This window comes from Acinetobacter sp. 228 (assembly GCF_048147885.1).
In genome coordinates this window covers 42,355-66,479 of record NZ_JAYWYV010000009.1, presented here as the reverse complement: position 1 = coordinate 66,479, position 24,125 = coordinate 42,355, and the positions used below count along the sequence as shown (strand labels likewise).

General features: G+C 46.6%; 14 protein-coding genes. 7 read left to right on the top strand and 7 right to left on the bottom strand.

The annotated features are described in order from the left end of the window. Positions 1-305 precede the first annotated feature (305 nt). Positions 306-2,660 (top strand): Tex-like N-terminal domain-containing protein, encoded by a 2,355-nt coding sequence (locus VXQ92_RS08855; RefSeq protein WP_416681144.1) that lies wholly within the window; start codon positions 306-308, stop codon positions 2,658-2,660. A gap of 55 nt (positions 2,661-2,715) precedes the next feature. Here VXQ92_RS08855 and VXQ92_RS08850 read toward each other — a convergent pair whose 3' ends face one another. The 6 genes from VXQ92_RS08850 to VXQ92_RS08825 all read right to left on the bottom strand — a co-directional run bounded on the left by VXQ92_RS08850 (position 2,716) and on the right by VXQ92_RS08825 (position 8,558). Further along, positions 2,716-3,033 (bottom strand): hypothetical protein, encoded by a 318-nt coding sequence (locus tag VXQ92_RS08850; protein ID WP_064094953.1) that lies wholly within the window; start codon positions 3,031-3,033, stop codon positions 2,716-2,718. Between the two features lie 60 nt (positions 3,034-3,093). Further along, the gene (locus VXQ92_RS08845) at positions 3,094-4,170 is read right to left on the bottom strand and encodes a patatin-like phospholipase family protein (RefSeq protein WP_416681143.1); all 1,077 of its coding nucleotides are present in this window, start codon (positions 4,168-4,170) and stop codon (positions 3,094-3,096) included. A 156-nt stretch (positions 4,171-4,326) separates the two neighbouring features. Beyond that, positions 4,327-5,946 (bottom strand): ABC1 kinase family protein, encoded by a 1,620-nt coding sequence (locus VXQ92_RS08840; RefSeq protein ID WP_416681142.1) that lies wholly within the window; start codon positions 5,944-5,946, stop codon positions 4,327-4,329. 12 nt (positions 5,947-5,958) lie between these two features. Further along, positions 5,959-6,636 (bottom strand): ubiquinone biosynthesis accessory factor UbiJ, encoded by a 678-nt coding sequence (locus tag VXQ92_RS08835; protein WP_416681141.1) that lies wholly within the window; start codon positions 6,634-6,636, stop codon positions 5,959-5,961. 12 nt (positions 6,637-6,648) lie between these two features. Continuing rightward, entirely contained in the window at positions 6,649-7,593 is a 945-nt protein-coding gene (ubiE, locus tag VXQ92_RS08830; RefSeq protein WP_416681140.1) for a bifunctional demethylmenaquinone methyltransferase/2-methoxy-6-polyprenyl-1,4-benzoquinol methylase UbiE, read from the bottom strand. A gap of 260 nt (positions 7,594-7,853) precedes the next feature. Then, positions 7,854-8,558 carry an FFLEELY motif protein gene (locus tag VXQ92_RS08825; RefSeq protein WP_416681139.1) on the bottom strand — a complete coding sequence of 235 codons (705 nt, stop codon included), beginning with the start codon at positions 8,556-8,558 and terminating at the stop codon, positions 7,854-7,856. Between the two features lie 207 nt (positions 8,559-8,765). Between VXQ92_RS08825 and VXQ92_RS08820 the strand changes: the two genes are divergently transcribed. After that, on the top strand, positions 8,766-10,184 hold the full coding sequence (locus tag VXQ92_RS08820; protein WP_416681173.1) for a phosphate--AMP phosphotransferase: 1,419 nt from the start codon (positions 8,766-8,768) through the stop codon (positions 10,182-10,184). 53 nt (positions 10,185-10,237) lie between these two features. Here VXQ92_RS08820 and VXQ92_RS08815 read toward each other — a convergent pair whose 3' ends face one another. Beyond that, positions 10,238-10,738 carry a hypothetical protein gene (locus VXQ92_RS08815; RefSeq protein ID WP_064094946.1) on the bottom strand — a complete coding sequence of 167 codons (501 nt, stop codon included), beginning with the start codon at positions 10,736-10,738 and terminating at the stop codon, positions 10,238-10,240. A 177-nt stretch (positions 10,739-10,915) separates the two neighbouring features. On the opposite strand from VXQ92_RS08815, the gene VXQ92_RS08810 reads away from it, so the two are divergent. The 5 genes from VXQ92_RS08810 to pnp all read left to right on the top strand — a co-directional run bounded on the left by VXQ92_RS08810 (position 10,916) and on the right by pnp (position 24,107). After that, a complete protein-coding gene (locus VXQ92_RS08810; protein WP_416681138.1) occupies positions 10,916-14,620 on the top strand; it encodes an exodeoxyribonuclease V subunit gamma in 3,705 nt (1,234 codons plus the stop codon). Between the two features lie 4 nt (positions 14,621-14,624). Continuing rightward, positions 14,625-18,749 (top strand): UvrD-helicase domain-containing protein, encoded by a 4,125-nt coding sequence (locus VXQ92_RS08805; RefSeq protein ID WP_416681137.1) that lies wholly within the window; start codon positions 14,625-14,627, stop codon positions 18,747-18,749. 116 nt (positions 18,750-18,865) lie between these two features. Next, positions 18,866-20,590, top strand: coding sequence for an exodeoxyribonuclease V subunit alpha (gene recD / locus VXQ92_RS08800; RefSeq protein WP_416681172.1), 1,725 nt, complete (start codon positions 18,866-18,868; stop codon positions 20,588-20,590). A 910-nt stretch (positions 20,591-21,500) separates the two neighbouring features. After that, positions 21,501-21,770 (top strand): 30S ribosomal protein S15, encoded by a 270-nt coding sequence (rpsO, locus tag VXQ92_RS08795; RefSeq protein ID WP_004637724.1) that lies wholly within the window; start codon positions 21,501-21,503, stop codon positions 21,768-21,770. Positions 21,771-22,019: 249 nt separating this feature from the next. Continuing rightward, a complete protein-coding gene (gene pnp, locus VXQ92_RS08790) occupies positions 22,020-24,107 on the top strand; it encodes a polyribonucleotide nucleotidyltransferase (protein WP_416681171.1) in 2,088 nt (695 codons plus the stop codon). The last annotated feature ends 18 nt before the right edge of the window (positions 24,108-24,125 follow it).

Here is a 24,125-nt window from a genome sequence, read left to right as displayed (position 1 = left end):
TAAACAAAAATCAGATAGGCTTTGAGTATACGATTCATAGATATTAATTGACTATGCTCTAAAGCACCAAATATTGCAGTTAAAATCAAGACATAGATACCAAATATATACATCTATATGCGAAAAAAACCGTCTTGGGAAAAGAATAAAATGCAAAGTTCATGCAAATTTTAGCCAAAAAACTGAAAATCGATCGTATGCCTTTATCTGAAGCTTATATAAATTAATAAAAACAATGGTGGATTTTATAGACCCGGTCTTTATAATCATGCCATTTAGTACTTATCCTTGTGGGATCAAACACGATGACTGACTTAGTTCAGCAGTTGGCAAAAGAACTTGCCGTACGTCCAAATCAAGTTGAGGCTGCCATCAAGCTTATTGATGAAGGTGCCAGTGTTCCTTTTATTGCACGTTACCGTAAAGAAGTAACGCAAGGCTTAGACGATACGCAACTACGTCAACTCGATACGCGTTTATCATACTTGCGTGATTTGTATGAGCGCCGTGAAAAGGTGATTGAATCACTCAAAGAACAAGATAAATTGTCTGATGATTTATTGGCGCGTGTGAATGCCGCTGAAACCAAAAATGCATTAGAAGAAATTTACGCGCCGTACCGTCCAAAACGGACCAGTAAATCATTCAAGGCCAAAGAAGCTGGTTTAGGGCCAATTGCCGAAAAAATCTTTAACGAAGCCGTTGATCCAGCTGAAGCTTTGGCGGGCTTTAGCCATGAAGATTATCCAGATCAAGAAAGCCAGCTCGATGCGATCCAGCACATTCTGATTGATGACTGGGCACAAAATATTGCTTTAACTACCGAGCTCAAAGCAATGTTTGCCAAAACTGCCGTGCTGAAAAGTCTGGTGGCGAGTGAAGAGAAAAAAGAAGTTGGCAAGAAATTCCGTGATTATTTCGATTTCTCTGAAAGCTTAAACAAAGTGCCGTCACATCGTTTACTGGCAATGTTACGTGGCCGTCAAGAAAATGTCCTTGGCTTGAAAGTAGATGGTGAAGATGATGCTCCATTGGCACGTATTGAGACTGAATATAATTTAGAAACTATTCAGCCACAGGCACGTCAGGATTTCCTGAAACAGACTGCAAAACTGTTCTGGCTCGGTAAAGTCCGTCCAAGCATCGAACATTCTTTATTGACAGAAAAACGTCTGGCTGCTGAAACAGAAGCGATGCAGGTCTTTGCTGAAAACCTGCGTCATTTACTGCTTTCTGCACCTGCAGGCGCGCGTACGACACTGGGTATAGACCCTGGCATCCGTACCGGTGTGAAACTGGCAGTCGTGAATCAATCGGGTGACGTGCTGGCGCATAGCACGATTTATCCGTTTGCACCAAAAGATGATAAAGAAGGTTCACTGGCCGAGCTGGCACGTTTATGCCGCGAGTTCAATGTCGACCTGATTGCGATCGGTAATGGTACTGCAAGCCGTGAAACTGAAGCGCTTGTGGCTGAAATGATGGCTGCCAATAGCGACCTGAAACTGACCCGTGTGTCTGTATCGGAAGCTGGTGCATCGGTGTATTCAGCATCTGAACTCGCATCACAAGAATTGCCAGATTTAGACGTCTCAATTCGTGGTGCAGTTTCAATTGCACGCCGTCTGCAAGACCCTCTTGCTGAGCTGGTCAAAATCGATCCTAAATCAATCGGTGTAGGTCAGTACCAGCATGACGTGAATCAGACTGGTCTGGCGAAAACGCTGGAAGCGGTCGTTGAAGACTGTGTGAACTCGGTGGGTGTCGATGTCAACACTGCCTCTTCTGCAATTCTGGGTTATATCGCCGGTCTGAATAAATCGATTGCCCAGCAAATTGTAGAATTCCGTAAGGAAAATGGCCGCTTTGATAACCGTCAGTCCTTGAAAAAAGTGCCACGTTTAGGTGAGCGTACTTTCGAGCAGGCTGCAGGTTTCTTACGTATTCAAAATGGTTCTGAGCCACTGGATGCTTCTGCAGTTCACCCAGAGTCTTATCCACTGGTATCTAAAATTGTTGAAGCAAAAGCAACAACGGTAAAAGATATCATTGGCAATACTGAAATCATTCGCCAGGTAAATCCTGAAGAATTTGTGGATGATAAATTTGGTCTACCAACGATTCAAGACGTATTGAGCGAACTGGAAAAACCGGGCCGTGATCCGCGTCCAGAATTCCGTACCGCCAAGTTCCGTGATGATATTACTGAAGTTGCACAATTGACAGAAGGTATGCAACTGGAAGGTGTAGTCACCAACGTGACTAACTTTGGTGCTTTTGTCGATGTCGGTGTACATCAAGACGGTTTGGTACATATTTCTGAACTGGCCAATGAATTTGTCGCTGATCCACATAAAGTGGTGAAACCAGGTCAGATCGTACAAGTGCGTGTTTTGAATGTGGATGCTGAACGTAACCGCGTGAATTTGTCGATGCGTCCTGAAGGTTCTGCAGCCCCAGCGAAAGCACCACGTCAGCCACGCCGTGCAAACAATGAAGCACGTGGTGAACGTAAGCCTCAAGGCAAACGTCCACAGCAAGCACGTCCGCAAGGTGATCGCCCGCATGGCAAGAAACCGCAGGCGGCTAAACCACAAGAACAAAAAATTGGTGGTTTGGGTGCATTGTTATTGCAAGCCGGGATTAAAGGTTCGAAATAATCTTTAATTAACCAATAAAAAAACCTCCCAATAGGAGGTTTTTTTATGTCTGATTTTATGAATTGATCATCGGCACAATCCAGCTGGTAATAATCAGCAAAATACCAAGATGCCCCAGTTTTCGTGTCACATAGACCAGCTTAGACGGTGGCTGTTCCAGTCTTTTTGCATATTCTTCCATGCTGATGCCAGACTTACCTTTACTGGTATATAAAAACACCCCCAAATCCAGACAGATCAGGATGGTACCAATATCAGCCACCAGTTCCATCAGTTCAAATTGCTGGGTATACAGCGACATGCCGACGCTATACATCAGATAAAGACCAAAGGCGATACAGGCATATTGCAGGACAACTAAAAACTTCTGCATAAATCTCAACAGCTCAAAAAATTAAGGCAATTATACAAATAATCGGGCAGCTGCGGCCAATTACAAGGTCTGCATCACTTCAGCAAAATTCTGCTTTTCGACCAGTTCCAGAAACTCATCTCCCAAGCGCTGGCTTTCAGCAATACATTGCTTCCATAGCTGAATCCGCTGGGTTTGATCTAAACCTTTTAAAGTAAAGTCCTTGCGGTCCGGTAAACGCCCCAAAGGTAAACTTTGCAGATATTCCTGAGAAGGAGAGATGAGCAAAGTTCGTGCCTGATTCTCCGAATTTGAGGTACGTTTAAATAATTTGTCAAACCAGCCGGGCGTGATGCTGTCGGTAAAATGCGGATACAGCACAATCCCTTTGCTCTGAAACGGCAGGTCAATATGATAGTCAATCAAGCCACCATCACGATAATAACCTTGCGGTGCATCCGGAATATTATTGACCGCTGCCATTACACCCGGAATGGAGGCAGAAGCCATCAACCAGGACAACACACTTTGCTCGGTCAGGGGATGGTAATGCGTAGTGAAGCCATCATCGGCAATTTTAAACTGTTCACCGATATTCGGCTGGCTGATGACCCGCTGCATGAAATGCCGGCTATGTTTGCGCGCCACTGCTGTGGTTCCGACAATTCCCGCTACAGAAGCCAGTAATGGTAAAGCTTTATCACTCTGGAAAATATGCTGGGCCTTGATCGACAAAACTGTCAGATGATAATCTGGATGATTAACCAGATCAGTTTCTTTGCCTTGTACCAGATCCAGCAGCATGCCACGACAAACGTCACTGACCTCCTTACGGGTCATTTTCTTGTGAAAGTACAGATGGGTATACAAGTCGGCAAGACGTTCAGTGCCTGCTTTGGCTCCCCATGCCGCGACACTGGCAAAACGCCAGCTACCAATGGATGAGCCCACCAAAGTTCTACGCTGAGGAGCACGTGAAAAAAACTCGCCAAAAATGGCCTGATCCAGTCCCTGAATACCAATACCTTTGGGTCCACCTGCAGCACCCGGCACAATATCGACCTGTTCGGGTTGTAAACCTTCTTTCAGAATCAGCTCACGAGCCTGATGCCCAGCGCGGATTTTCAGAGCAGGCGCATGTTTTTGTAAAATCTGCATAAAGGTTCAACCCATATTTGACCAATGAGGACATATTTTAAGCATCTGGTCACAAAGCCCAATGGCAAGATGTACCCTAAGGTGACTTTGCAGTCATGCGATGTCCAGAAAACAAAAAAACCTGAACAGTGTCAGGTTTTTTTAAAGCTCATTTAGTTATTTCGCAATCCGCCAGACTGCCAGAACGCTTGTCAGCATAATCAGAATGACTGAAATGAACCATGGTGAAATAATCGCAATTGCAAGCAGGATAGCCATGATGCTGCCAAAAATCCAGCTACGCTTTTGCTGATGTTCCATTTGCAGGCGCATGCTTTGCAATTCATTGAGCTGCTTGGCATGCCAGGCGGACTGGTTTTTCAGACCGTTCAGGCTGTCGATCATCAAGGTCGGTAAATCCTGCGCACCCAAAAGCAGATCCGGGATTTTTTGCCCCAGTTCTTTAATATTTTTTTGCGGATTCATCTGGGCTTTGACCCAATCGGTGAGGATTGGTTTCGCCAGACTCCAGATATCCAGCTCAGGATATAAATCTGTTCCCAGGCCTTCCACATGTACCAATGTTTTCAGTAACAACATCAGTTGTGGCGGGATTTCCAGATGGAAACGACGGGCGATGTCCATGACCTGAATCAGAATCCCGGCAAAATCCAGTTCATGCATCGGTTTGGACACCATTGGGCCCACAGTACGACGCATTTCGCGGGCCAGGGCATCCTGATCGGTACCCGGTGGAATCCAGCCAGCCTGATGCACAATCTGGATCAGCTGCATAAAGTCACTGTTCATGACCGCCAGCAGCATACGCGCCACAGTCATCTGGTCATGTTTAGACAGTTCACCCATAATCGCGCAGTCCAGCGCAATAAAGCGCGGATTGGCCGGATTGATGGTTTCCACAAAGACATTGCCCGGATGCATGTCGGCATGGAAGAAGTTGTCACGGAACACCTGGGTAAAGAAAATAGTTAGACCTTTACGCGCCAGATCAGCACGGTCCATGCCCAGTTCATCAAAGGTGGCAATATCTGAAATCGGCACACCGGTAATCCGTTCTGCGACCAGTACATCCTTGCTGTCCATATAGACTTCAGGCACATACATCATGCTGGAGCCGGTGAAGTAATGACGCATCCGGCGGGTATTATCGGCTTCCAGCGTCAGGTCCAGCTCGTTCAGAATAATCTGTCGATAGTCCTGAATGATCTCCGACAAATGTAGGGCACGTGCTGCTTCCAGACGCTTTTCCAGAAAATCACCCAGCCAGTTCAAAATCTCAAAATCCTGCAAGATCTGCTGACGGATATTCGGGCGGGTGACTTTGACCACGACTTCCCGGCCATCATGCAGTGCTGCGGTATGTACCTGCGCAATTGAAGCAGCTGCCAGAGGCTGGGCATCAAAACGGGCAAACAGGGTATTTACATCGGCCTTTAACGATTCCTGAATACGCATTTTGGCGACGTCGTTGTCAAAGGGCTTGACCTGGTCTTGCAATAACACCAGCTGCTGTAAAACTTCAGGTGGAATCAGGTCACGACGGGTCGAAAGCAATTGCCCCAGCTTGATCGCTAGTGGCCCCATTTCCTCTAAAGCTTCTTTAAGCTTGAGTGGATTTTTACGCTCACGGCTAGACCAGGCTGCCGGGTGCATACGAATCAGGGACAGGATATGACGGCTTTTTTCAGGGAGTTCTTCCGCAGGAAACAACGTGTCGAGTCGATAATGCGCGGCAATGCGCCAGAGTTCGAGTAAACGTGAAACATGCGGAATCATAAAGTGGTGTACCTAGTTCTGAGTTGAATCTTGCTGATTTTCAATCTGGGCCTGAAGCTGATGGATTTTGGCTTCGACACGGTCTAAATTCTGGTTCAGGATACGGGTATCCTGATTCAGGTCATCCATTTGCCAGCGTGGAGCAAACAGGCCACTGTCTTCTTTCAGGGCATCTTCGGCAAAGAATAACTGGCTTTGCAACGTACGCTTCAAATATTTTGGCGCAAGTTGCAATTTGCCGATTTCATGTGCCAGCGCAGGGCCAATCCAGGGGCTTAAATGCGTTGCCAGATCAGGTTCAGCCTGCTGCATGATGCGCTGGATCTCTTGTAAGAGCTTATAGTCGCCTTGCAGTGGAATATTACCGACTTCGTCAGCAAGCAGCAGCTTGAGCAGTTCTACGACATTGCTGACCTGTAAAGTCGCTGTTGCTTCAGAAATCTGCGCACTGTTCGCTTCATAAGGCCGCTGTTCGAAGATGGAAGATACTTCAGAATGACCGGTTGCGGTCGGTTCCAGACGAACCTTGCCGTCATCGAAAAAGACATCGACTGACAGTTGTGGTGAGGCGATCACCACCCGCAACATTTTACCGGCCAAGGCATTGAGCTGAATACGGGTAATTGCATCCAGATCAATCACATGATGAATCACGCGTTCAATAGTACCTAGGGCGAGAATTGACCACATTGGCTAAGGCCCTTAAAGCTTGAAGCCACGGTGAACGGCAACAATACCACCAGTCAGGTTGTGGTAGTCACAGTTCTGGAAGCCGGCATTTTCCATCATGCCTTTCAGGGTACGCTGATCTGGATGCATACGGATCGATTCAGCCAGGTATTTATAGCTTTCTGAATCATTGGCAATGATTTTACCCATGATTGGTAGCGCGGTGAACGAATACAGGTCATACAGTTTCGAAAATGGTTCAAACACCGGTTTAGAGAATTCCAGAATGAGCAAACGGCCGCCTGGCTTAAGCACACGGTACATTGCAGCCAGAGCCGCATCTTTATCGGTCACGTTACGCAGGCCAAAAGAAATCGTCACCAGGTCAAAGCTGTTGTCGGCGAACGGTTCTAAAGTTTCTGCATTGGCCAGAACGAAGTCGACATTGGTGCAACCTGCATCAATCAGACGGTCACGACCCACATTCAGCATGGATTCGTTAATGTCGGACAGCACCACATGACCCGTAGGACCCACCTCACGGCTAAATACTTTGGCCAGATCACCCGTGCCCCCTGCGATATCCAGCACATGCTGGCCACGGCGCACGCCTGACATATTAATCGCAAAACGTTTCCACAGACGGTGAATACCAAAAGACATCAGGTCATTCATGATGTCATATTTGCTGGCGACCGAATGGAACACTTCAGCCACTTTCTGGGCTTTTTCATCGCTGTTTACGGTCTGGTAGCCAAAATGCGTAGTTGAGCCGACGTTGCCGGTATTAGCACCGCGTGGCAGGTTATATTTAGGGATAGTTCCCGTCACAGGCGTATCGGTCAGGCGTTGTTCTAGAGATTGTTGCTGACCTTGTGGAGCACCTTGTGGAAGTGGAGTGGTTAAGAATGGGCTCACTTTGTCTGTCTGTTGTGCCGACTCGGGTGTAGGGGTAGGCGTTGTATTTTCATTTGACATTGGAGTCACTCCTAACATATCAATCGGGTTAATCTTGCATTGTCTGCATAATGACAGATTCTTGGATGTTATTCAGCAGTCATGATGCAATTGTTATGAATAATATACAGAAAAATAGGAATGTGGGCGGAAATCTTCATGGCCAGTGATCGAATAATTCATATGATTTGTCACTTGCGATGTCCTGCCACAAAAACCTGAAAATATCAGGATCAGGCAGGACGGTGAATAGCATCCGTTGTAGATCAGCAAAGAAGCTATTATTGGAAGGGTAATGGATCGCCTGAATGTACCTTGTCAATGATACCGCGTTCGATTGCAGTAAAATCGGTTACAAATTTTTCTGCCGACTTCAACGGTTTCATGGCCTGAAATCCGTCCTGCATAAACTCATACATCACCTGAAAATGATACTTGTTGGCTGCGCTTTTACACATTTTAAAGGCAGTATAGACTACAAAGGAACGCATATATTTATCCAGGCTGACCCCTAGCTGATCCAGTAGAGCCAGCTGTTTTAAGCGTGCTTCACCCTGATCCAGTTTCAGGTAGGTCAGGCGCATCATTTCATCAGTTAATGCTGTGTGGGCGGGGTAATCCTTTAGCAGCTGAATCGCGACCTGTTCGTCCAGCTGCACCGCCAGGATCGCCAGTTCTACGCCTGAAGTTCCAGTTTTAATTGCATTTTCTGGAATAATTTTTTCTGCCTTGTGTGCATATTTCATCAGCCGTGCAATCTGTTCAGCCAGTGCATCAAAGTCTGGGCCACCATAAAGCCGGTTCAGGAAATATTCTGCCATAAGCTGATTGTTTTTTTCAGAAAAATGCTGCTGATGGGTACGCTGCATTCGTGCTTTCTGCCATGCCTGTACATCCTGTAAACGGCTTAAAATTTCAGGCTGAGTGTGATACTTGAGCTGATAATATTGTTCTAAAAGTTCATCTAATCGGGCAAGTTTGGACATGAATTTTTCAAATATGATTTTTGCGATGTCAGAATCTTAGAGGGTGTGGCTCAATCTCGCTATGACAAATTGGTCAATGATTACTTATTTGAATGTCAATTTGCTGTTTAAACAGGCAATGTAATCGTGTGAAAAACGTTGCCAACGCTATTTTTGGCCCAAAGCTCCTCGCTATACTGCAACAAGAATAAAAGATAAAGGTTGAAGATACAGATGGAACAACCACAATTCCAGTTAATGGATGAAGATCAGTTATCGGCCGAGCTGATTGATGCCCAATACGATTTAAGAAAAACGCGCGGCCAGAAAAATGCTAAAAGTCTGCTTATTCTGGTCAATGGTATCGAGTTGGCCGGCAAGGGCGAAGCGGTCAAACAGTTGCGTGAATGGGTCGATCCACGTTATCTGAGGGTGAAGGCCGATGAACCGCAAGCGGTCAGTCCCAAACAGGTGTTCTGGCAGCCTTATGCGCAATTTATTCCAGCCGAAGGGCAGATCGTCGTGCTGTTTGGCAACTGGTATACCGATTTACTTAACAGTGCAATGCGGGTATCTGACCCAATTAATGAAGCACAGTTTAATGAATACCTGAAAGAAATGCAGGACTTTGAGCAGGATCTGAAAAATAACCATGTGGATGTGGTCAAGGTCTGGTTCAATCTGTCATGGAAGGACCTGCAAAAACGTTTGAAGGCCATGGACCCAAGTGAAACCCACTGGCATCAAATGCAGGGGGTAGACTGGCGGAACAGAAAACAGTACGAGAACTTGCAGCGGTTGCGGCAGCGCTTTACCGAGGACTGGTTTGTTATTGACAGCAAAAATGAAAAATGGCGCGACCAGCAATTTGCCCAGTACGTTCTGAATGCGATGGAAAACTGTCCCGAACATCGAGTCAGAGCCAGCGGTAAATGGAAACAGGCCAAGATTCCCGAGCAGTTGAAACATCCTGCCAATACGCGGGCTACACCAGAAGAATATAAACCGGAACTGAAAAAGTTAAGCGCTAAGGTTGCCCAAGCCATGCGTTCCGATCCGCGTAATGTGGTGATTCTGTTTGAAGGCATGGATGCTGCGGGGAAGGGGGGAGCCATCAAGCGCATTGTAAAAAAACTTGATCCGCGTGAATATGAAATTTACAGCATTTCGGCACCCGAAACATATGAACATAGCCATCCCTATTTATGGCGGTTCTGGACCAAATTGCAAACCGATGATGACATCTGTATTTTTGACCGTTCCTGGTACGGGCGGGTCCTGGTCGAGCGGGTCGAGAGGCTTATCAGTGCGGCAGAATGGCAGCGTGCTTATGGAGAAATTAACCGTTTTGAGCAGAGCCTGGTCAAGCATCAAACCGTTATCGTAAAAATCTGGTTGGCGATCTCCAAAGATGAACAGGCCGTACGTTTCAAGGCACGTGAAGAAACACCGCATAAACGTTTTAAAATTACCGACGAAGACTGGCGAAACCGGGCACGTTGGGATGATTATCTAAAAGCAGCAGCGGACGTGTTTGAACGTACCTCAACCGATTATGCGCCTTGGCACATTATTGCCACCGATGATAAAAACACCGCGCGGGTCGAAGTGTTAAAGGCCATTTTAAAACAACTTCAGGCAGAATAAATCTGCCTGAAGTAAAGGAAAGCAATAGTTTAAAAGATTCAGCTTGCGCAGGATTAAGCCTGTGCTACCTGTTTTTGCTGGATACTTTTAGCCGTGCGATAGCAGTCTTGGACATGGGCATCGGCAATTTTTTTCATGACAAAATAACCCAGACTAGCAGCAACCAGTTGACCCCCTAGCGGAATGAATTTTGTGACTTGCTTTATCAGCACTTTCGCTGCAACATTGTTCAAAGATTTTTTAACTGCCGTCCGTGCGACCACCAGACCAGAAAACTCTACGCCACGTTTACGCAGTTCTTGCCAGTGGATCTGACGGGTTTTTGGATCGTAAACACTGATCTGGTCAGGGGCCAGGCCAAAGCGGGCATTGATCTCGGGAATTAATTGCGACAAGATACCGACATCAATGACCACGTCCATAAAAGGTACCGGAATAACAGCGGCACCGGCAGAATAGTAGGCGCGTTTTTTGGTGAGTTCCAGGCATTCGTCGCGGATTTTTTCCAGATCCAGGTTCGCGTCGAGACGTTCAGGAATTTTATCTAATTTCATGGGCACTACCTAAGCTCTATGTTGTTTTTTTCCATTCAAGCATCTTTAAGATGCTTTTTTCAAAGAAATTTTTCGACTGAAGTGTGGTTTTAAAGTGTCATAGCGCGCTCGGGATGTATAGTAAATAATCTTTATCGTTTTGTAGTAAAAACCACATTCAGCAGTTCAGGGGAACCAATGGCCATCCATGTTATTCAGAGTCAACGTATTGATGTACTTTTGGATAGTATGCTGCATATTGTCAACCAGACTGCCCGAAATCCGTTTGAAGTGTTACAGACCCGGCACTTTATTGTGCCGTCTCCGGCAGTAGAAAGCTGGCTGACCCAGAAAATTGCCGAGAAAAAAGGCATTAGTGCCAATACCCAGTTTCATCACCGGATTCGCGCCTTTCAATGGGCTTCCTATCAGTGGGTATTGAATGCACCCAAAGAGGTGGAACAGGTGCGCGAAGCCAATATTCCGCGCATTATCATCAAATGGCGGGTATTTCAGGCGCTACGTAAATATATTCTGCCCGAACAGATTTCCTTAGACATGGATCATCCGCTGTATTCTATTATCAAACGGATTTATGACAGTGCTGATCGGCTGGAGCAGGGTACAGAGAAGCAGCTGAAAAAACAGAGCATGCTGTACTGGGTAGCCGAGCAGGTATCGCGTTTGTTCAGCCATTATATGGATTATCGCGGTTATTGCGCGCGTAACTGTCCTCCAAAACACTGTAGCTGCCCGACCAACTGGCTCGAGGCCTGGGGGCAGGATATTGCGCTTGATATCGAACAGATGCTCTATAGCCCCAAAGATGAAAATGGTCATGAGATGCAGGTGGCGGATTTTGTCAAGATTCAGGCACGTGAACTGGAAGCTTGGCAACGCTGGTTGTGGCAGCATGTATTTCAAGATGATTATGCCAAAATCCTGGAGATTGAACGCCTGTATTGGGAGCGGCTGGAGAATGCAGAAACCCGCGCCCAGGCTCTAAAACGCCTGCCGGCCCAGATTGTGGTATTTAGCCTGCTGGAACTACCACCGAGCCAGCTGGATTTTTTACGTCGTCTGGGGCAATACATTGATATCTATATTTTTCACTTCAACCCCTCGCAGGAATACTGGGCGGACAGTGTCGATCCTGACTGGAAAGCCAGATTTGATTTGCAGCGCGAAGAGCGCTTTATTCAGCGTTTTGAAAAAACCCGTCAACGTAAACCAAATGATGCGGAAATAAAAGACTTCAGGATCAAGCAACTGAATTTTAATGCCGAAGACCGGGAATCGCGGCATCCGCTTCTGACCCGATTCGGCAAGCAGGCACGGGATCATTTTTCTCTACTCTCTAAACTGTCTTCGGGGGAAGAGGGTCTCTGGGCCGATGTCTTTGTCGATGAATATCAGGACAGGCTGCTGGCCAAAATCCAGTCGGATATCCTGTATTTATTGGAACCCCAACAGCATCAATATGCTTTAAGCCCTGACGATGATTCAGTACAGATTCATGTCTGTCATTCTTCATTACGTCAGCTAGAAGTCCTCAAAGAACAGCTAATTCACTGGCTGGCTCAAGATACGAATGACGCGCCGCGTCAGCCCAGTGATATTCTGGTGCTGACGCCAAGTCTGAAAGAACTGGAACCGGCAATTCGCAGTGTCTTTGCCCCGCCACCGCGTGAGCGCGAGACTGGCAGCAAACGCCTTCAGAAAGATAACCTGTATTTACCGATCCAGATTGCCGGGGTGTCGCGTCTGGATGTCAGTAATGCCTGGCGCGCGGTACTGGGCCGGATTCAGTGGGTACGGCGCCGATTCAGTATTGAGGACTTTGCTGACTGGCTCAGCCTGAATGCGACCCAGCAGTATTATGGTCTGGACTATAGTCAGGTAGAACGGATGTTACTGTTGCTGACAGATGCTGGCTTCAAGCGTGGACTGGACCAGCAGCATTTACAGCAAAGCCTCAGCGCAGGCGATGACGATTACCGGTTTAGCTTTAAATTCGCGCTGGACCGTCTGGCGTTGGGGCTGGCGATTCCTGAACATACCCTGTTTCAGGATACCTTGAGTTATGCCAAGGTTCTGACTAGTGATTTTCCGCTGATTTCGACCCTGATCCGGATTTATCAGGATCTGGTACAGCGCCGTGACTGGCTGACTTTGCATGAAACTGGACAACGTACGCCAGTCAAAACCTGGCTGGAATATCTGCGTGCCGATCTGAACGAGTTTCGTGATGCCGGGGTAGAATCACTCAAAACCGTTGCCGAAATTATCGACAAGCAAATGCGGATGCTGACCCTGGCCGATTATCATGACCAAGATGATCCGCATGCCAGTCAAGAGCTAGTGGCACTCAGTCTGCCTCTGCCTTATGTGCTGGAAGAAATTCAGAATACCCTGGAGATGCAGCTGGATCAGGCCGAACCGACCGGACAGATTACTTTTAGCCAGATTGGCCAGATCCGACCATTGCCTTATAAACTGGTGGTGATGCTGAATCTGGATAGCGGTAAATTTCCGAGCCGCAATCAACAGGTTCCGTTTGACCTGATGCGTAGCCTGAAGCCGCAACTCGGTGACCGTTCCCGTCTGGATGACGAGCAGGGCGCTTTTCTGGATGCCTTGCTGCTGGCACAGGAAAATCTATGGCTGTTCTATAATGGCTTTGATCTGGAGGATGGTGAGGCTCGCGATCCATCCACTGCCTTGCAGGAACTGGTTCAGCATATCGCGCTGATCTGCCAGTCTGAACAGCCGGATGCCGAAGTCGATCCGATGGTGGATATTCATGGTCTTTCCGTGGCTCAACATATCCAGCAGCTTTATCATATACATCCCTTGCAGCCTTTTGATCCGGCCGGATTTACAGATATGCAGACACCACGTTATCAGGATCAGTGGTTTGCGGTAGCAGAATATATCCGCAGCGCCGAAGGCAAACGCAGCAGCTGGATTAATGCACATTATCCGGCACTAGAACAAAAAGAAATCCGGGTACTCAAAGGCGATGAATGGATCCGCGATATGATTTTCCCGGCACGTCTATTCCTGAAAAGTGTCGGGGTTTCCACGATTCGCTATGCCGATTTGCCGAGTTCCCGGGAACCCTTATTATTGAACAAGCTGGAACAGTATCAGGTGCGGGATTTCCTGTTACAACAAGAGCAGGAGATTGAGCCAAACCTGATGCTAGACCGTTTGCCGGTGGGCAAAACCCAGCAAGCCACCTGGCTGGGCAGCCAGCAGGAACAGCAGTTATTGCAAGAACGTTTGCTACAGTTGGGCAAAGAACTGACGCCAGTCACCCAACAGTCCCTGCAGTTCAGTCCTGAACTGATCATTCATATAAACGTACCTCAGGTTCCACACAGCAGCTACTGGCTGAGTATGCAATCCTCTTCGGCCTCGGAAAAACGCCGTGCCCAGGTCTGGCTGGAGTATCTGTTGTGGCTGGCTTACTTAAATGATGATGCACGCTCACCAGAACTGGAGCGCATTGTCATTTTTAGTAATAAAACCCTGAAGTTTTCTGGCTTGAGTTCGAGCAAGGCACATGAGTATTTGCAGCTCTGGTTAAAGGCCTGGGAAATTGGTCAACAGCAGCCGCTGGTCTTGCCGGCAGAATTACTAATGAAAAAAGAGTGGCAGTGGGCCGAGAATGAACAGGGCAAGATGACCATTGTGGAAATGCCGGAATTGCTAAAGGCCTGGAACAACAGCTATGAGAGTGCCAAACCTTTGGCTTCGGATGAATCCAGTCTGCTGCATCAGGACTGGCAATTTATTTTGCAGGATCAGGATCCGGATCTGGCCTTGCAAAATTGCTGCCATGATTTTGCCCATGGCCTGTATGCGCCGATTCATCAACATCTGGAGTGGGTGAAATAGCCGTATGACTTTATTAAAGCAGCAGATGCAAAAAGCCATTTCCACCAATCCGATTCAGGACATGAAATTCCGTGGCCTGCACTGGATTGAAGCATCGGCAGGAACTGGTAAGACCTATACGCTCTCCAGCTTAATGGTAAGAATCTTTCTGGACCAGTATTATCCACATCAGGTGATTGCGACGACATTTACCCGTAAAGCCACGGCTGAACTGAAAAACCGGGTACGGCTTCGTATCGAGGAAACGCTGGCCTATATCCAGCGTCATCAGCAGCTCAATTCAGTTGAAATCACAGCAAAAATCCAGAATGAAACCGATCCTTTATTTCAGCAGGTGCTGAAAGATTATGGTTCACGGCTGGATTATGCCCGTCGCCGTTTACGTCTGGTGCTGAACCAGCTGGATGAACTGTTTGTCGGCACCCTGGACAGCTTTAGCCAGAAACTGTTACGTGAATTTGCATTTGAAAGTGGCAAGATTGAACGTGCAGAACTGACCGAAGATCAGGATCTGTATATCCAGCAGCTGATTCATGATGTACTGCGTGACTGGATTCAGCAACAGCCGCAATATATGGTCAATCATCTGTATGTTCAGAATCTGCTGAAACCGGTGGAGCATTATACCGGGCTGGTACGTGATGCACTGAATTTCAGCAAGCAGCATTTCCGCAAGATCGAACCGGCTGAATGTGACCTGAACAAATTGGAAGCCTGCATCCGTCAATTAGTGAATATTCAGGAGCATGATCTTGCCGTCATGCGGCGTTATTGTCAGGAAAGTCCGAAGTATTTTCACAAGAGTTTTTTGACCAAGTTAACCGAAATTTGTGAAAACTTTATGACCTGGAGCGCAGCCCTGCAAAATCAGGGGGGCATGAGTTTCTTTGATGCTGAATTGCAGCCGATTTTACTGAATCTGTGCCATTTGCGCCGCAAGAAAACCGATTTCCAACCGACCACTCAGGTCTTTAACAAAAGCTGTCCGGATGCAGAGCAGCAGCTGATTTTGCAACATGGTCTGATCGTGGCAATTGATGCGCTGTGCGAGGTCAAACAGTATCTGGATGAGCAGCTGCAACAGCTTACGACCCATCTGGAATTTCATATTATTCAAAGTGTGCAGACCCGTTTGCCGCAAACCTTGCAGCAGCAGGGTGAAACCACTTTTTCCCAGCAAATCCGTACATTGGCGGAAGCATTGCAAGGCCAGCAGGGACAGCGTTTTGCCCAGTTTGTGCAGGCACGTTATCCACTGATTCTGGTCGATGAATTTCAGGACACCAATCAGGATCAGGATGATCTGCTGGCCAAGATCTGGCGCGATGCCAACCGGGTGCAGTCCGGCTGCATGATTATGGTCGGTGATCCGAAACAGGCAATTTACGGTTTCCGTGGCGGCGACATGCTGACTTATAACAAGGCACACGCTGATGTACGCCACAAGCAGGGTCGTGAATATACCCTGATGCAGAACCATCGTTCAGTCAAACCGCTCGTAGAAGTGGTTGATGCGCTGTTCCAGCGGCAAATGGATTTTGGCGAACAGGTGCAGTACACCCGGATTCAGGCGGGTAGTCGCCCACATCCAGATCTGGTCGATATGGGCAGGATCAACCCGCAGCCCTTACGATGGATTCAGCTAGGTGAATCGGATCTGGAAGCAGATCAGGTGGCTTGGAAAATCCGTGCATTGCTGAATCAGTCTGCCCAGCAGCAACTGTACTTTCAGCAGCAAGAGCACCAGCAAAGCCTGAGCGCAGATGATATCGCCGTACTGGGATTTGGACATTTTGCTCTGGAACAGGTGAAGCAGCGTCTGCAGCGTATGGGCATTCCCTGCTATAAGGAATCCAAACAGAGCGTGTTTGCCAGTCCAATTGCTCAGGATGTCGCGGCAGTATTGACGGCGATCATGGATCCTTTCAATGAGGCCAAGGTCAAGCGGGCTTTACTAACCCGTCTGCTAGGCTTCAATCTGAAAAAACTGATTGATTTGCAAGGCCAGAGTGAAGGCCTCAGTCGCTATATTGCCGATCTGGATATAATTCGGGAAATGTGGTTTGAGAAAGGCTTTTTGACCGCCTGGAATTATGCACTGAACCTGTTTCAGGTCTGGACCAATCTGGTGGCCAGTCAAAGTCTGGACAATGAGCGGGTGGTGGTCAATTTGCGCCATCTGACCGAGATGCTGAGCCAGCGGAGTGAATATTATCAGGGGGCGCAAAAACTCTATCATTGGTATTTGCGCCAGCTTCAGTCACCTTCAGACAAGGACAGCGAAAAAGAACGCAAGCTGTCTGGGGATCATGGGGTGCAGCTGATGACCATTCATGCCTCCAAAGGGCTGGAATTTAAAGTGGTATTTTTATTGGGAGCAGATGCTGCTTTTGATGTGAATAAAGGCAACCTGAATTTTTCCCTGTCTGCGCCTGAACAGGACAATATTCTGGAACAATCCCGGGTGATTGCAGTCAATCACAAGAATTTGCATGAGCAGGCTATTCTGCAGAATGCAGCGCGTAATGCTGCCGAAAACCACCGGCTTTGGTATGTGGCGCTGACCCGTGCCAGTCACCGGGTATATGCCATGCTGCAGGACCAGAACGCACAGTCCGATTCCGGGCTGGCCTTCTGGCGTGGTCAGGGAGATCAATTGTTTCAACATGCTTTAAGTCTGGTCGAGCCGTCCCTGTCTCAGGAACCACCGCGTCTGGTCGAGCCATCGAACCATCATCAGGTTGACATGCGGGCGCAACCTTTGCCAGAGCGGCAGTTTTATCCGCGAACCAAAACCAGTTTTACGGCTTTGTCACAGCATCAGCTACATGGACATATCTTGCAGGACGATCTGGTCACGGCTTCTGAACAGCCCGATAGTGCCGCTGATGAAATTCATTTTACCGGTCTGGAAGAACAGCCAGCAGCCGTGCCCTTAGACTGGATTAGGCTGAATTTTCCCAAAGGCACCGTAGCCGGAACATTCTTGCACAGCATTTTTGAACATATTGATTTTCAGGACAGCAGTTACTGGAATCTGGAAATCCGGCGCCGTTTTAAAAATACCGCACCGCAAATCTGGCAGGAACTGAAAGAAAAATTTGAACAGGCTTTTCATATACGTAGTGTACTGGAACAGGCTTTTTCCCTGCATTATCAGGCCGCTGTGGTGAATCTGCGAACCCTGTTTCAGGCCACAGCTCAGGCAGATTTCAAAGCCGAGGAATTGCGTCATAGTATGCAGCGCGTATTGTCCAGCCTGAACTATAAGTTATTGACCGGAATTCGCCTGCATGACCAAAGTGAAGTTTATCGCCAGCAATGGCAGCAGCTGTTTCACTCGGCACAACAGCTCGAGCGTTCAGCTCTACTGGAATTTTTAGGTCAGTTTCAAGTGTATTTCGATGGGCTGGAGGATGACTCCTTTATCCAGTTTTTTGAACAGGAAATAGCTCAGCTCATACGCTCTGCAAGCACTGAATCGCTGAATGTGGACAGTATTTTCCAGACTGCTTTTGAGGGATTGCTGGACGAGATCACAGAAGATATTTTGCTGAATCTGATGCATCACTGGGTACATGACATTCTGGCCACTCCGATACAGACAGATTTTGCCTTGGCACAGCTGGAGGCTAAACACTATCTGTCAGAATTTCCTTTTTATCTGTCCTTGACCGATGCCCCTTTGCAGATTCGGCAAATCCATCAGCTTTTTCTCGAACATGACATGGTCATGAGCGATTTTAATGAGGCCAAATCGGCGCGATATCTGACCGGTTCCATCGATCTGGTATATTTCGATGGTCAGCACTACCATATTGCCGATTATAAAAGTAACTTCCTCGGGCCGGATCAGCAGCACTATAGCACTGAAGCCATTCAGCAGAATATGAGCCAGTCCAGTTACTGGTTGCAGGCCGCTTTGTATTTGGTGGCGCTGCATCGGTACCTGAGTGCCAATAGGCAGACTTATTCGATTCAGCAGCACTTGGGCGGCGCAACCTATCTGTATTTGCGCGGGATGAATGGACAGGCGCAGCAAGGAGCCTATCATTGGCAACCAGACTCTGAATTCATAGAAAAACTGGATCAAATATTGGGCTATTTTGAGCAGAAAAAATCAGCATGATTTTGCAGTTTTATAAAATATGTATAGATTAAACATGAAATTATCCTGTGGATAACTTTGAGGATAACTGTGTGGAAAATGAGCAGAATCACGTGTCACAGCAACATTCCGATTTAATGGCCTGGATTGACTATCTGTGTCAGCCTCCATTCAGTACAGCTGCATTTGATCCGGCAGCAAAATTATTGATCGAGCAACTGCTGGAAGCGATGCAGGCGGGAGATAGCTGTATCGAGGTTAATCCTCAGCAGGTTGCATTATTGCATAATCTGGTTCTAGACCACCGTCAGCAGAGTGCAGGAATTGCACCATTTATTTGTGCAGATCAGCATTTATATCTGTACCGCTACTGGCAACTGGAACAGGCAGTCGCTACACAGTTGGTACGGATCAAGTCACAAACGGTGACTCCGGTGAATTTAAGCGAGCATAATCGCAATCTTCTCTCAGATCCACAGCAGAAACTGGCACTGGAAATGGTTGCGCAGCAGGCGCTGAATATTATTACCGGCGGGCCTGGAACAGGTAAAACCTATACCTTGGCGCATATTATTGCTGTGCTGTATGAAGCCTTGCCGCATATACGGATCGCTATGGCAGCACCTACCGGAAAGGCCGCGCAGCGAATGAAAGAAGCACTGCAAAAAGCCTTGCACAGTGAAGCGTTACAACAGTTTGAGCTAGAAGCATTAAAACAGTTACAACCGGTGACCCTGCATCGCTTACTAGGTCTGGGTACTCGCGGACAGCCACGCTTTCATGCCAAGCAGCCTTTGCCCTATGATGTGATCGTGGTCGATGAAGCCTCAATGCTGGATTTGAATCTGTCCCAGATGTTGCTGGCCGCCGTACCGCCTCATGCACGGCTGATTTTACTCGGTGATGCAGACCAGCTGGCCTCTGTGGATGTCGGAACGGTACTGGCAGATTTACAGCAAGTGGCCACTCTGAAGGATAACCGGGTCAATTTAATCACCACGCGACGTTTTGCGGCTGGAGCCAGGATTGGGGCAATGGCAGAGTTTATCCAGCAGAGTCATGAGCCTTCGGCAGTACTACGGAAATTTGAGCAGCAGATTGTGGCAGCCAGTGAGTTACAGGCGATCGATTTGGATCAGGTTGAGATCGACCAGTTGCAGTTGCAATACCTGCTCGCTGGCGCCGAACAGACCGCGCATAACTTGAATCAGTATTATGACCAGCTTATGTATGGTTATCAGGCTTATGTACAGGCCATACAATCAGAAGAAAACTCAGCTGATTTTGAGCAGTATGTGCAACAGGTGGTCAAAACTTTTGATGATTACCGGATTTTAACTGCAATCCGTTCTGGTGATCTGGGGCTGCTCAAGATCAATCTGCAGATTGAGCAACGTTTTCTGGCAGCCCAAGGTCAGTTGAAACAGGGTGACTGGTATGTCGGACGACCTGTGATGATGGGGTATAACGACTATCAGTTGGGACTATCCAATGGTGATATTGGCATCTGTTTTTTACGTGATCACTCTGGTCAGCGTCAGTTTGAAGTGTATTTCCCGAGTCTGGAAAAATGGGTATTAGCCACCCGTTTACCTAAAAGCATTGAAACTGCTTTTGCGCTGACCATTCACAAATCTCAAGGTTCAGAGTTTGCCCATACCGCAGTGGTACTGGATCAATATGCAAAAAACTTATTGAGCAAAGAGTTGATTTATACCGCAATTACTCGAGCTAAAAAGGTGGTCAGTTTATTGGTGGATTATGATGCTTTTACACAAGCACTATGTGTTAGAAGCATAAGAAAAAGTGGTTTGAGTCAGAAAATTATTGAACAATCTAGTAATTTGGTTGGCAAAAAATAATCAAATCGTGTAGGTAAAAGCTTACAAGGATTCAGGAAATTGACGCATAGAGCTTTTACTCAGTATTTGAGAAGATTGGTCCTACAAAATAACTCAACATGGAAAGTTGAGCATAATCGCATAATGATAATAATAATGTCGGTAGACAGCGAACTTACAGTGAAGTAAGTAAAAGAGGAAACTTACAGCCGCTAAGCCTTGTAGTTTTGGGAGAGACTACAAGGCTTTTTTATATCCTGTTATTTTTTAACTTCTAAGTTGTTAGATTATTATCTTAATTCCTTAACCTAATTTATATAATTTATTGAGTAGATTTAGGTAACTAAAGTTAAATAAAACGAGATTAATGTAACATTGTGCAACTTTCAGGCGGGAAATTGTACGCAATGGCTTACACCGAGATGCGCTAAATACCTCTATGTGTCTGGAGAGAGTGTGGCAAAATCTACCATACACGGAAGATGAATTTTCAACAGGATGTTTGAAAATAATAATAAGCGTAAAACGCTATATAACAATACAATAAATAATAATGATAAGAGAAAGAACTACAGCGCCAAAAAGCCCGAGTTTACTCGGGCTTTTTTTTATTCATTTTTTCGGAGCAGGCTGACGATGTGGGTAAATTACATCACGCTTGAGCTTTACAGAAAAATTTCAGTCACATTCATTTCATCATTTTTCCCTTAATCATACTGCAGTATATAAATACTTCATGAACCGGAGCTTAGCGGATCAGCACCCAGAAAATGAGCGACCAAAACTATGCGAAAGTATGGATCTCTTTTTGCAATTTGACGCATTTTCCCTTAAAATATGCAACTTGCTGTAGTGATGCACGGCAGTCAAGGTTTTGAATTCTCATTACTTTGATTTTTATCAAAATATATAAGCATCTCGGAGAAATCGAATGGCTTTAACTAACGCAGATCGCGCAGAGATCATTGCTAAATTTGCTCGCGCTGAAAACGACACTGGTTCACCAGAAGTTCAAGTAGCTCTTTTAACTGCTCAAATCAATGACTTACAAGGTCACTTCAAAGAGCACAAACACGACCACCATAGCCGTCGCGGTTTGATCCGTATGGTTAACCAACGTCGTAAGCTTCTTGATTACCTAAATGGTAAAGACCACGGTCGTTATGTAGCTTTGATCGGTGCTTTAGGTTTACGTCGTTAATTCGATTTAAACTTTATTTTCGGGTTTATTGCATGCTTTGTGCTGTATTGCTGAAAACTAAAGTTGGCTTAGCTTATGGCTAGGTCTGTGGAAGGGGCGAATATTTCGCTCCTTCTTTGTGTTTAAAAATAGTATTTAATCTGGTGAGGTCGGCTTCTAAGCTTTGTCATTTATTCGTCCAGCTGGTCGTGAATGCCAAACCTTAGGGGTCTCCACTAGAATAAAATTAGGAAAAAATAAAACATGTCGATGTTTAATATTGTTCGTAAAGAATTTCAATTCGGTCAGCACACTGTAACTTTAGAAACAGGTCGTATTGCCCGTCAGGCAAACAGTGTTGTAATCACCATGGGTGGTGTACAGGTGCTTGTAGCAGTTGTTGCACAGCCTAAAGCAAAAGCAGGTCAAGACTTTTTCCCATTGACTGTAAACTATCAAGAAAAGCAATATGCTGCTGGTCGTATCCCGGGTGGTTATGGCAAGCGTGAAGGCCGTCAGTCTGAAGCTGAGACTTTAATTTCACGTCTGATTGACCGTCCAATCCGTCCGTTATTCCCGGAAGGTTACTTCAACGAAATTCAAGTAACCGCAACCGTTATTTCTTCTGACAAAACGATGGATGCTGACATTGCTGCAATGTTAGGTACATCTGCTGCATTGTCTATCGCTGGTACACCATTCCGTGGTCCAATCGGTGGCGCACGCGTTGGTTTGATCAACGGCGAATACATTCTGAACCCGAACCTTGAACAACTCAAAGAGTCTGATCTTGATCTTGTGGTTGCCGGTACAGAATCTGCAGTGTTGATGGTTGAATCTGAAGCGAAAGAGCTTTCAGAAGACCAGATGCTGGGCGCTGTATTGTTTGGTCATGACGAAATGCAAATCGCGATCCAGGCGATCAAAGAATTTGCTGCCGCTGCGGGTGCAACTGAGTCAACTTGGGTTGCTCCGGTTAAAAATGAAGAACTTCTTGGCAAATTGAAAGAAGCATTCGAAGCGAAAATTTCTGAAGCATACACCATTGCAGTTAAGCATGAACGTTATGCAGCACTTGATGCACTTCAAGAAGAAGCATTGGCTCAATTCGTTCCTGAAAATGACGAAACTGGCATTGCTGATGAAGTTAACGAATTATTCGAAGATCTTAAATACCGTACCGTACGTGACAATATCCTGTCTGGTAAGCCACGTATTGATGGTCGTGATACCAAAACTGTTCGTGCAATTGACGTACAAGTGGGTGTTCTAGATCGTGCACACGGTTCTGCATTGTTCACACGTGGTGAAACTCAGGCGTTGGTAACAACAACTTTGGGTAATACTCGTGATGCACTGATGGTTGATACCCTTGCAGGTACCAAAACTGACAACTTCATGTTGCACTACAACTTCCCTGCATACTCTGTAGGTGAAACTGGTCGTGAATCTGGTCCTAAGCGTCGTGAAATCGGTCACGGTCGTCTGGCACGTCGTGGTGTTCAAGCTGTACTTCCTGCGGCTGACCGCTTCCCGTACGTGATCCGTATCGTTTCTGACATCACAGAGTCAAACGGTTCGTCTTCAATGGCGTCTGTATGTGGTGCTTCATTATCGTTAATGGATGCAGGTGTTCCACTGAAAGCACCAGTTGCGGGTATCGCGATGGGTCTTGTGAAAGAAGGCGAGCGTTTCGCAGTGCTTTCTGACATCTTGGGTGATGAAGATCACTTGGGCGATATGGACTTTAAAGTAGCTGGTTCTGCAAACGGTATTACTGCGCTACAAATGGACATCAAGATCGAAGGCATCACTGAAGAGATCATGGAATCTGCATTGAACCAGGCTTATGCGGGTCGTATGCACATCCTGAATGAGATGAACCAGGTGATTTCACGTGCGCGTCCTGAAATTTCGATGCACGCACCGACATTCCAGGTAATCAACATCAATCCGGATAAAATCCGTGATGTGATCGGTAAAGGCGGCGCGACCATTCGTGCGATTACTGAAGAAACCAAAGCGGCAATCGATATCGAAGATAACGGTACAGTTCGTGTATTTGGTGAAACTAAAGCGGCTGCGCAAGCGGCAATTGCAAAAATCCAGGCACTTACTGCTGAAGTTGAGCCAGGTACCATCTATGCAGGTAAAGTCATTCGTATCGTAGAATTTGGTGCGTTTGTAAACATCCTTCCAGGTACGGACGGTTTACTTCACATTTCTCAAATCTCGAACGAGCGTATTGCGAATGTGGCAGATGTTTTAAAAGAAGGTCAGGATGTGAAAGTACAGGTTGCGGATGTTGATAACCGTGGTCGTATTAAACTGACTATGAAAGACATCGAACAAGCATAATTGATTGCACATTCACAT

Excerpts from the sequence above, each read along its gene's own strand:
- pnp (WP_416681171.1), top strand. The coding sequence starts at position 22,020 with ATGTTTAATATTGTTCGTAAAGAATTTCAATTCGGTCAGCACACTGTA.
- VXQ92_RS08855 (WP_416681144.1), top strand. The coding sequence starts at position 306 with ATGACTGACTTAGTTCAGCAGTTGGCAAAAGAACTTGCCGTACGTCCA.
- VXQ92_RS08805 (WP_416681137.1), top strand. The coding sequence starts at position 14,625 with ATGACTTTATTAAAGCAGCAGATGCAAAAAGCCATTTCCACCAATCCG.
- VXQ92_RS08845 (WP_416681143.1), bottom strand. The coding sequence starts at position 4,170 with ATGCAGATTTTACAAAAACATGCGCCTGCTCTGAAAATCCGCGCTGGG.
- ubiE (WP_416681140.1), bottom strand. The coding sequence starts at position 7,593 with ATGTCAAATGAAAATACAACGCCTACCCCTACACCCGAGTCGGCACAA.
- rpsO (WP_004637724.1), top strand. The coding sequence starts at position 21,501 with ATGGCTTTAACTAACGCAGATCGCGCAGAGATCATTGCTAAATTTGCT.
- recD (WP_416681172.1), top strand. The coding sequence starts at position 18,866 with ATGGCCTGGATTGACTATCTGTGTCAGCCTCCATTCAGTACAGCTGCA.
- VXQ92_RS08825 (WP_416681139.1), bottom strand. The coding sequence starts at position 8,558 with ATGTCCAAACTTGCCCGATTAGATGAACTTTTAGAACAATATTATCAG.
- VXQ92_RS08835 (WP_416681141.1), bottom strand. The coding sequence starts at position 6,636 with ATGTGGTCAATTCTCGCCCTAGGTACTATTGAACGCGTGATTCATCAT.
- VXQ92_RS08850 (WP_064094953.1), bottom strand. The coding sequence starts at position 3,033 with ATGCAGAAGTTTTTAGTTGTCCTGCAATATGCCTGTATCGCCTTTGGT.
- VXQ92_RS08840 (WP_416681142.1), bottom strand. The coding sequence starts at position 5,946 with ATGATTCCGCATGTTTCACGTTTACTCGAACTCTGGCGCATTGCCGCG.
- VXQ92_RS08810 (WP_416681138.1), top strand. The coding sequence starts at position 10,916 with ATGGCCATCCATGTTATTCAGAGTCAACGTATTGATGTACTTTTGGAT.
- VXQ92_RS08815 (WP_064094946.1), bottom strand. The coding sequence starts at position 10,738 with ATGAAATTAGATAAAATTCCTGAACGTCTCGACGCGAACCTGGATCTG.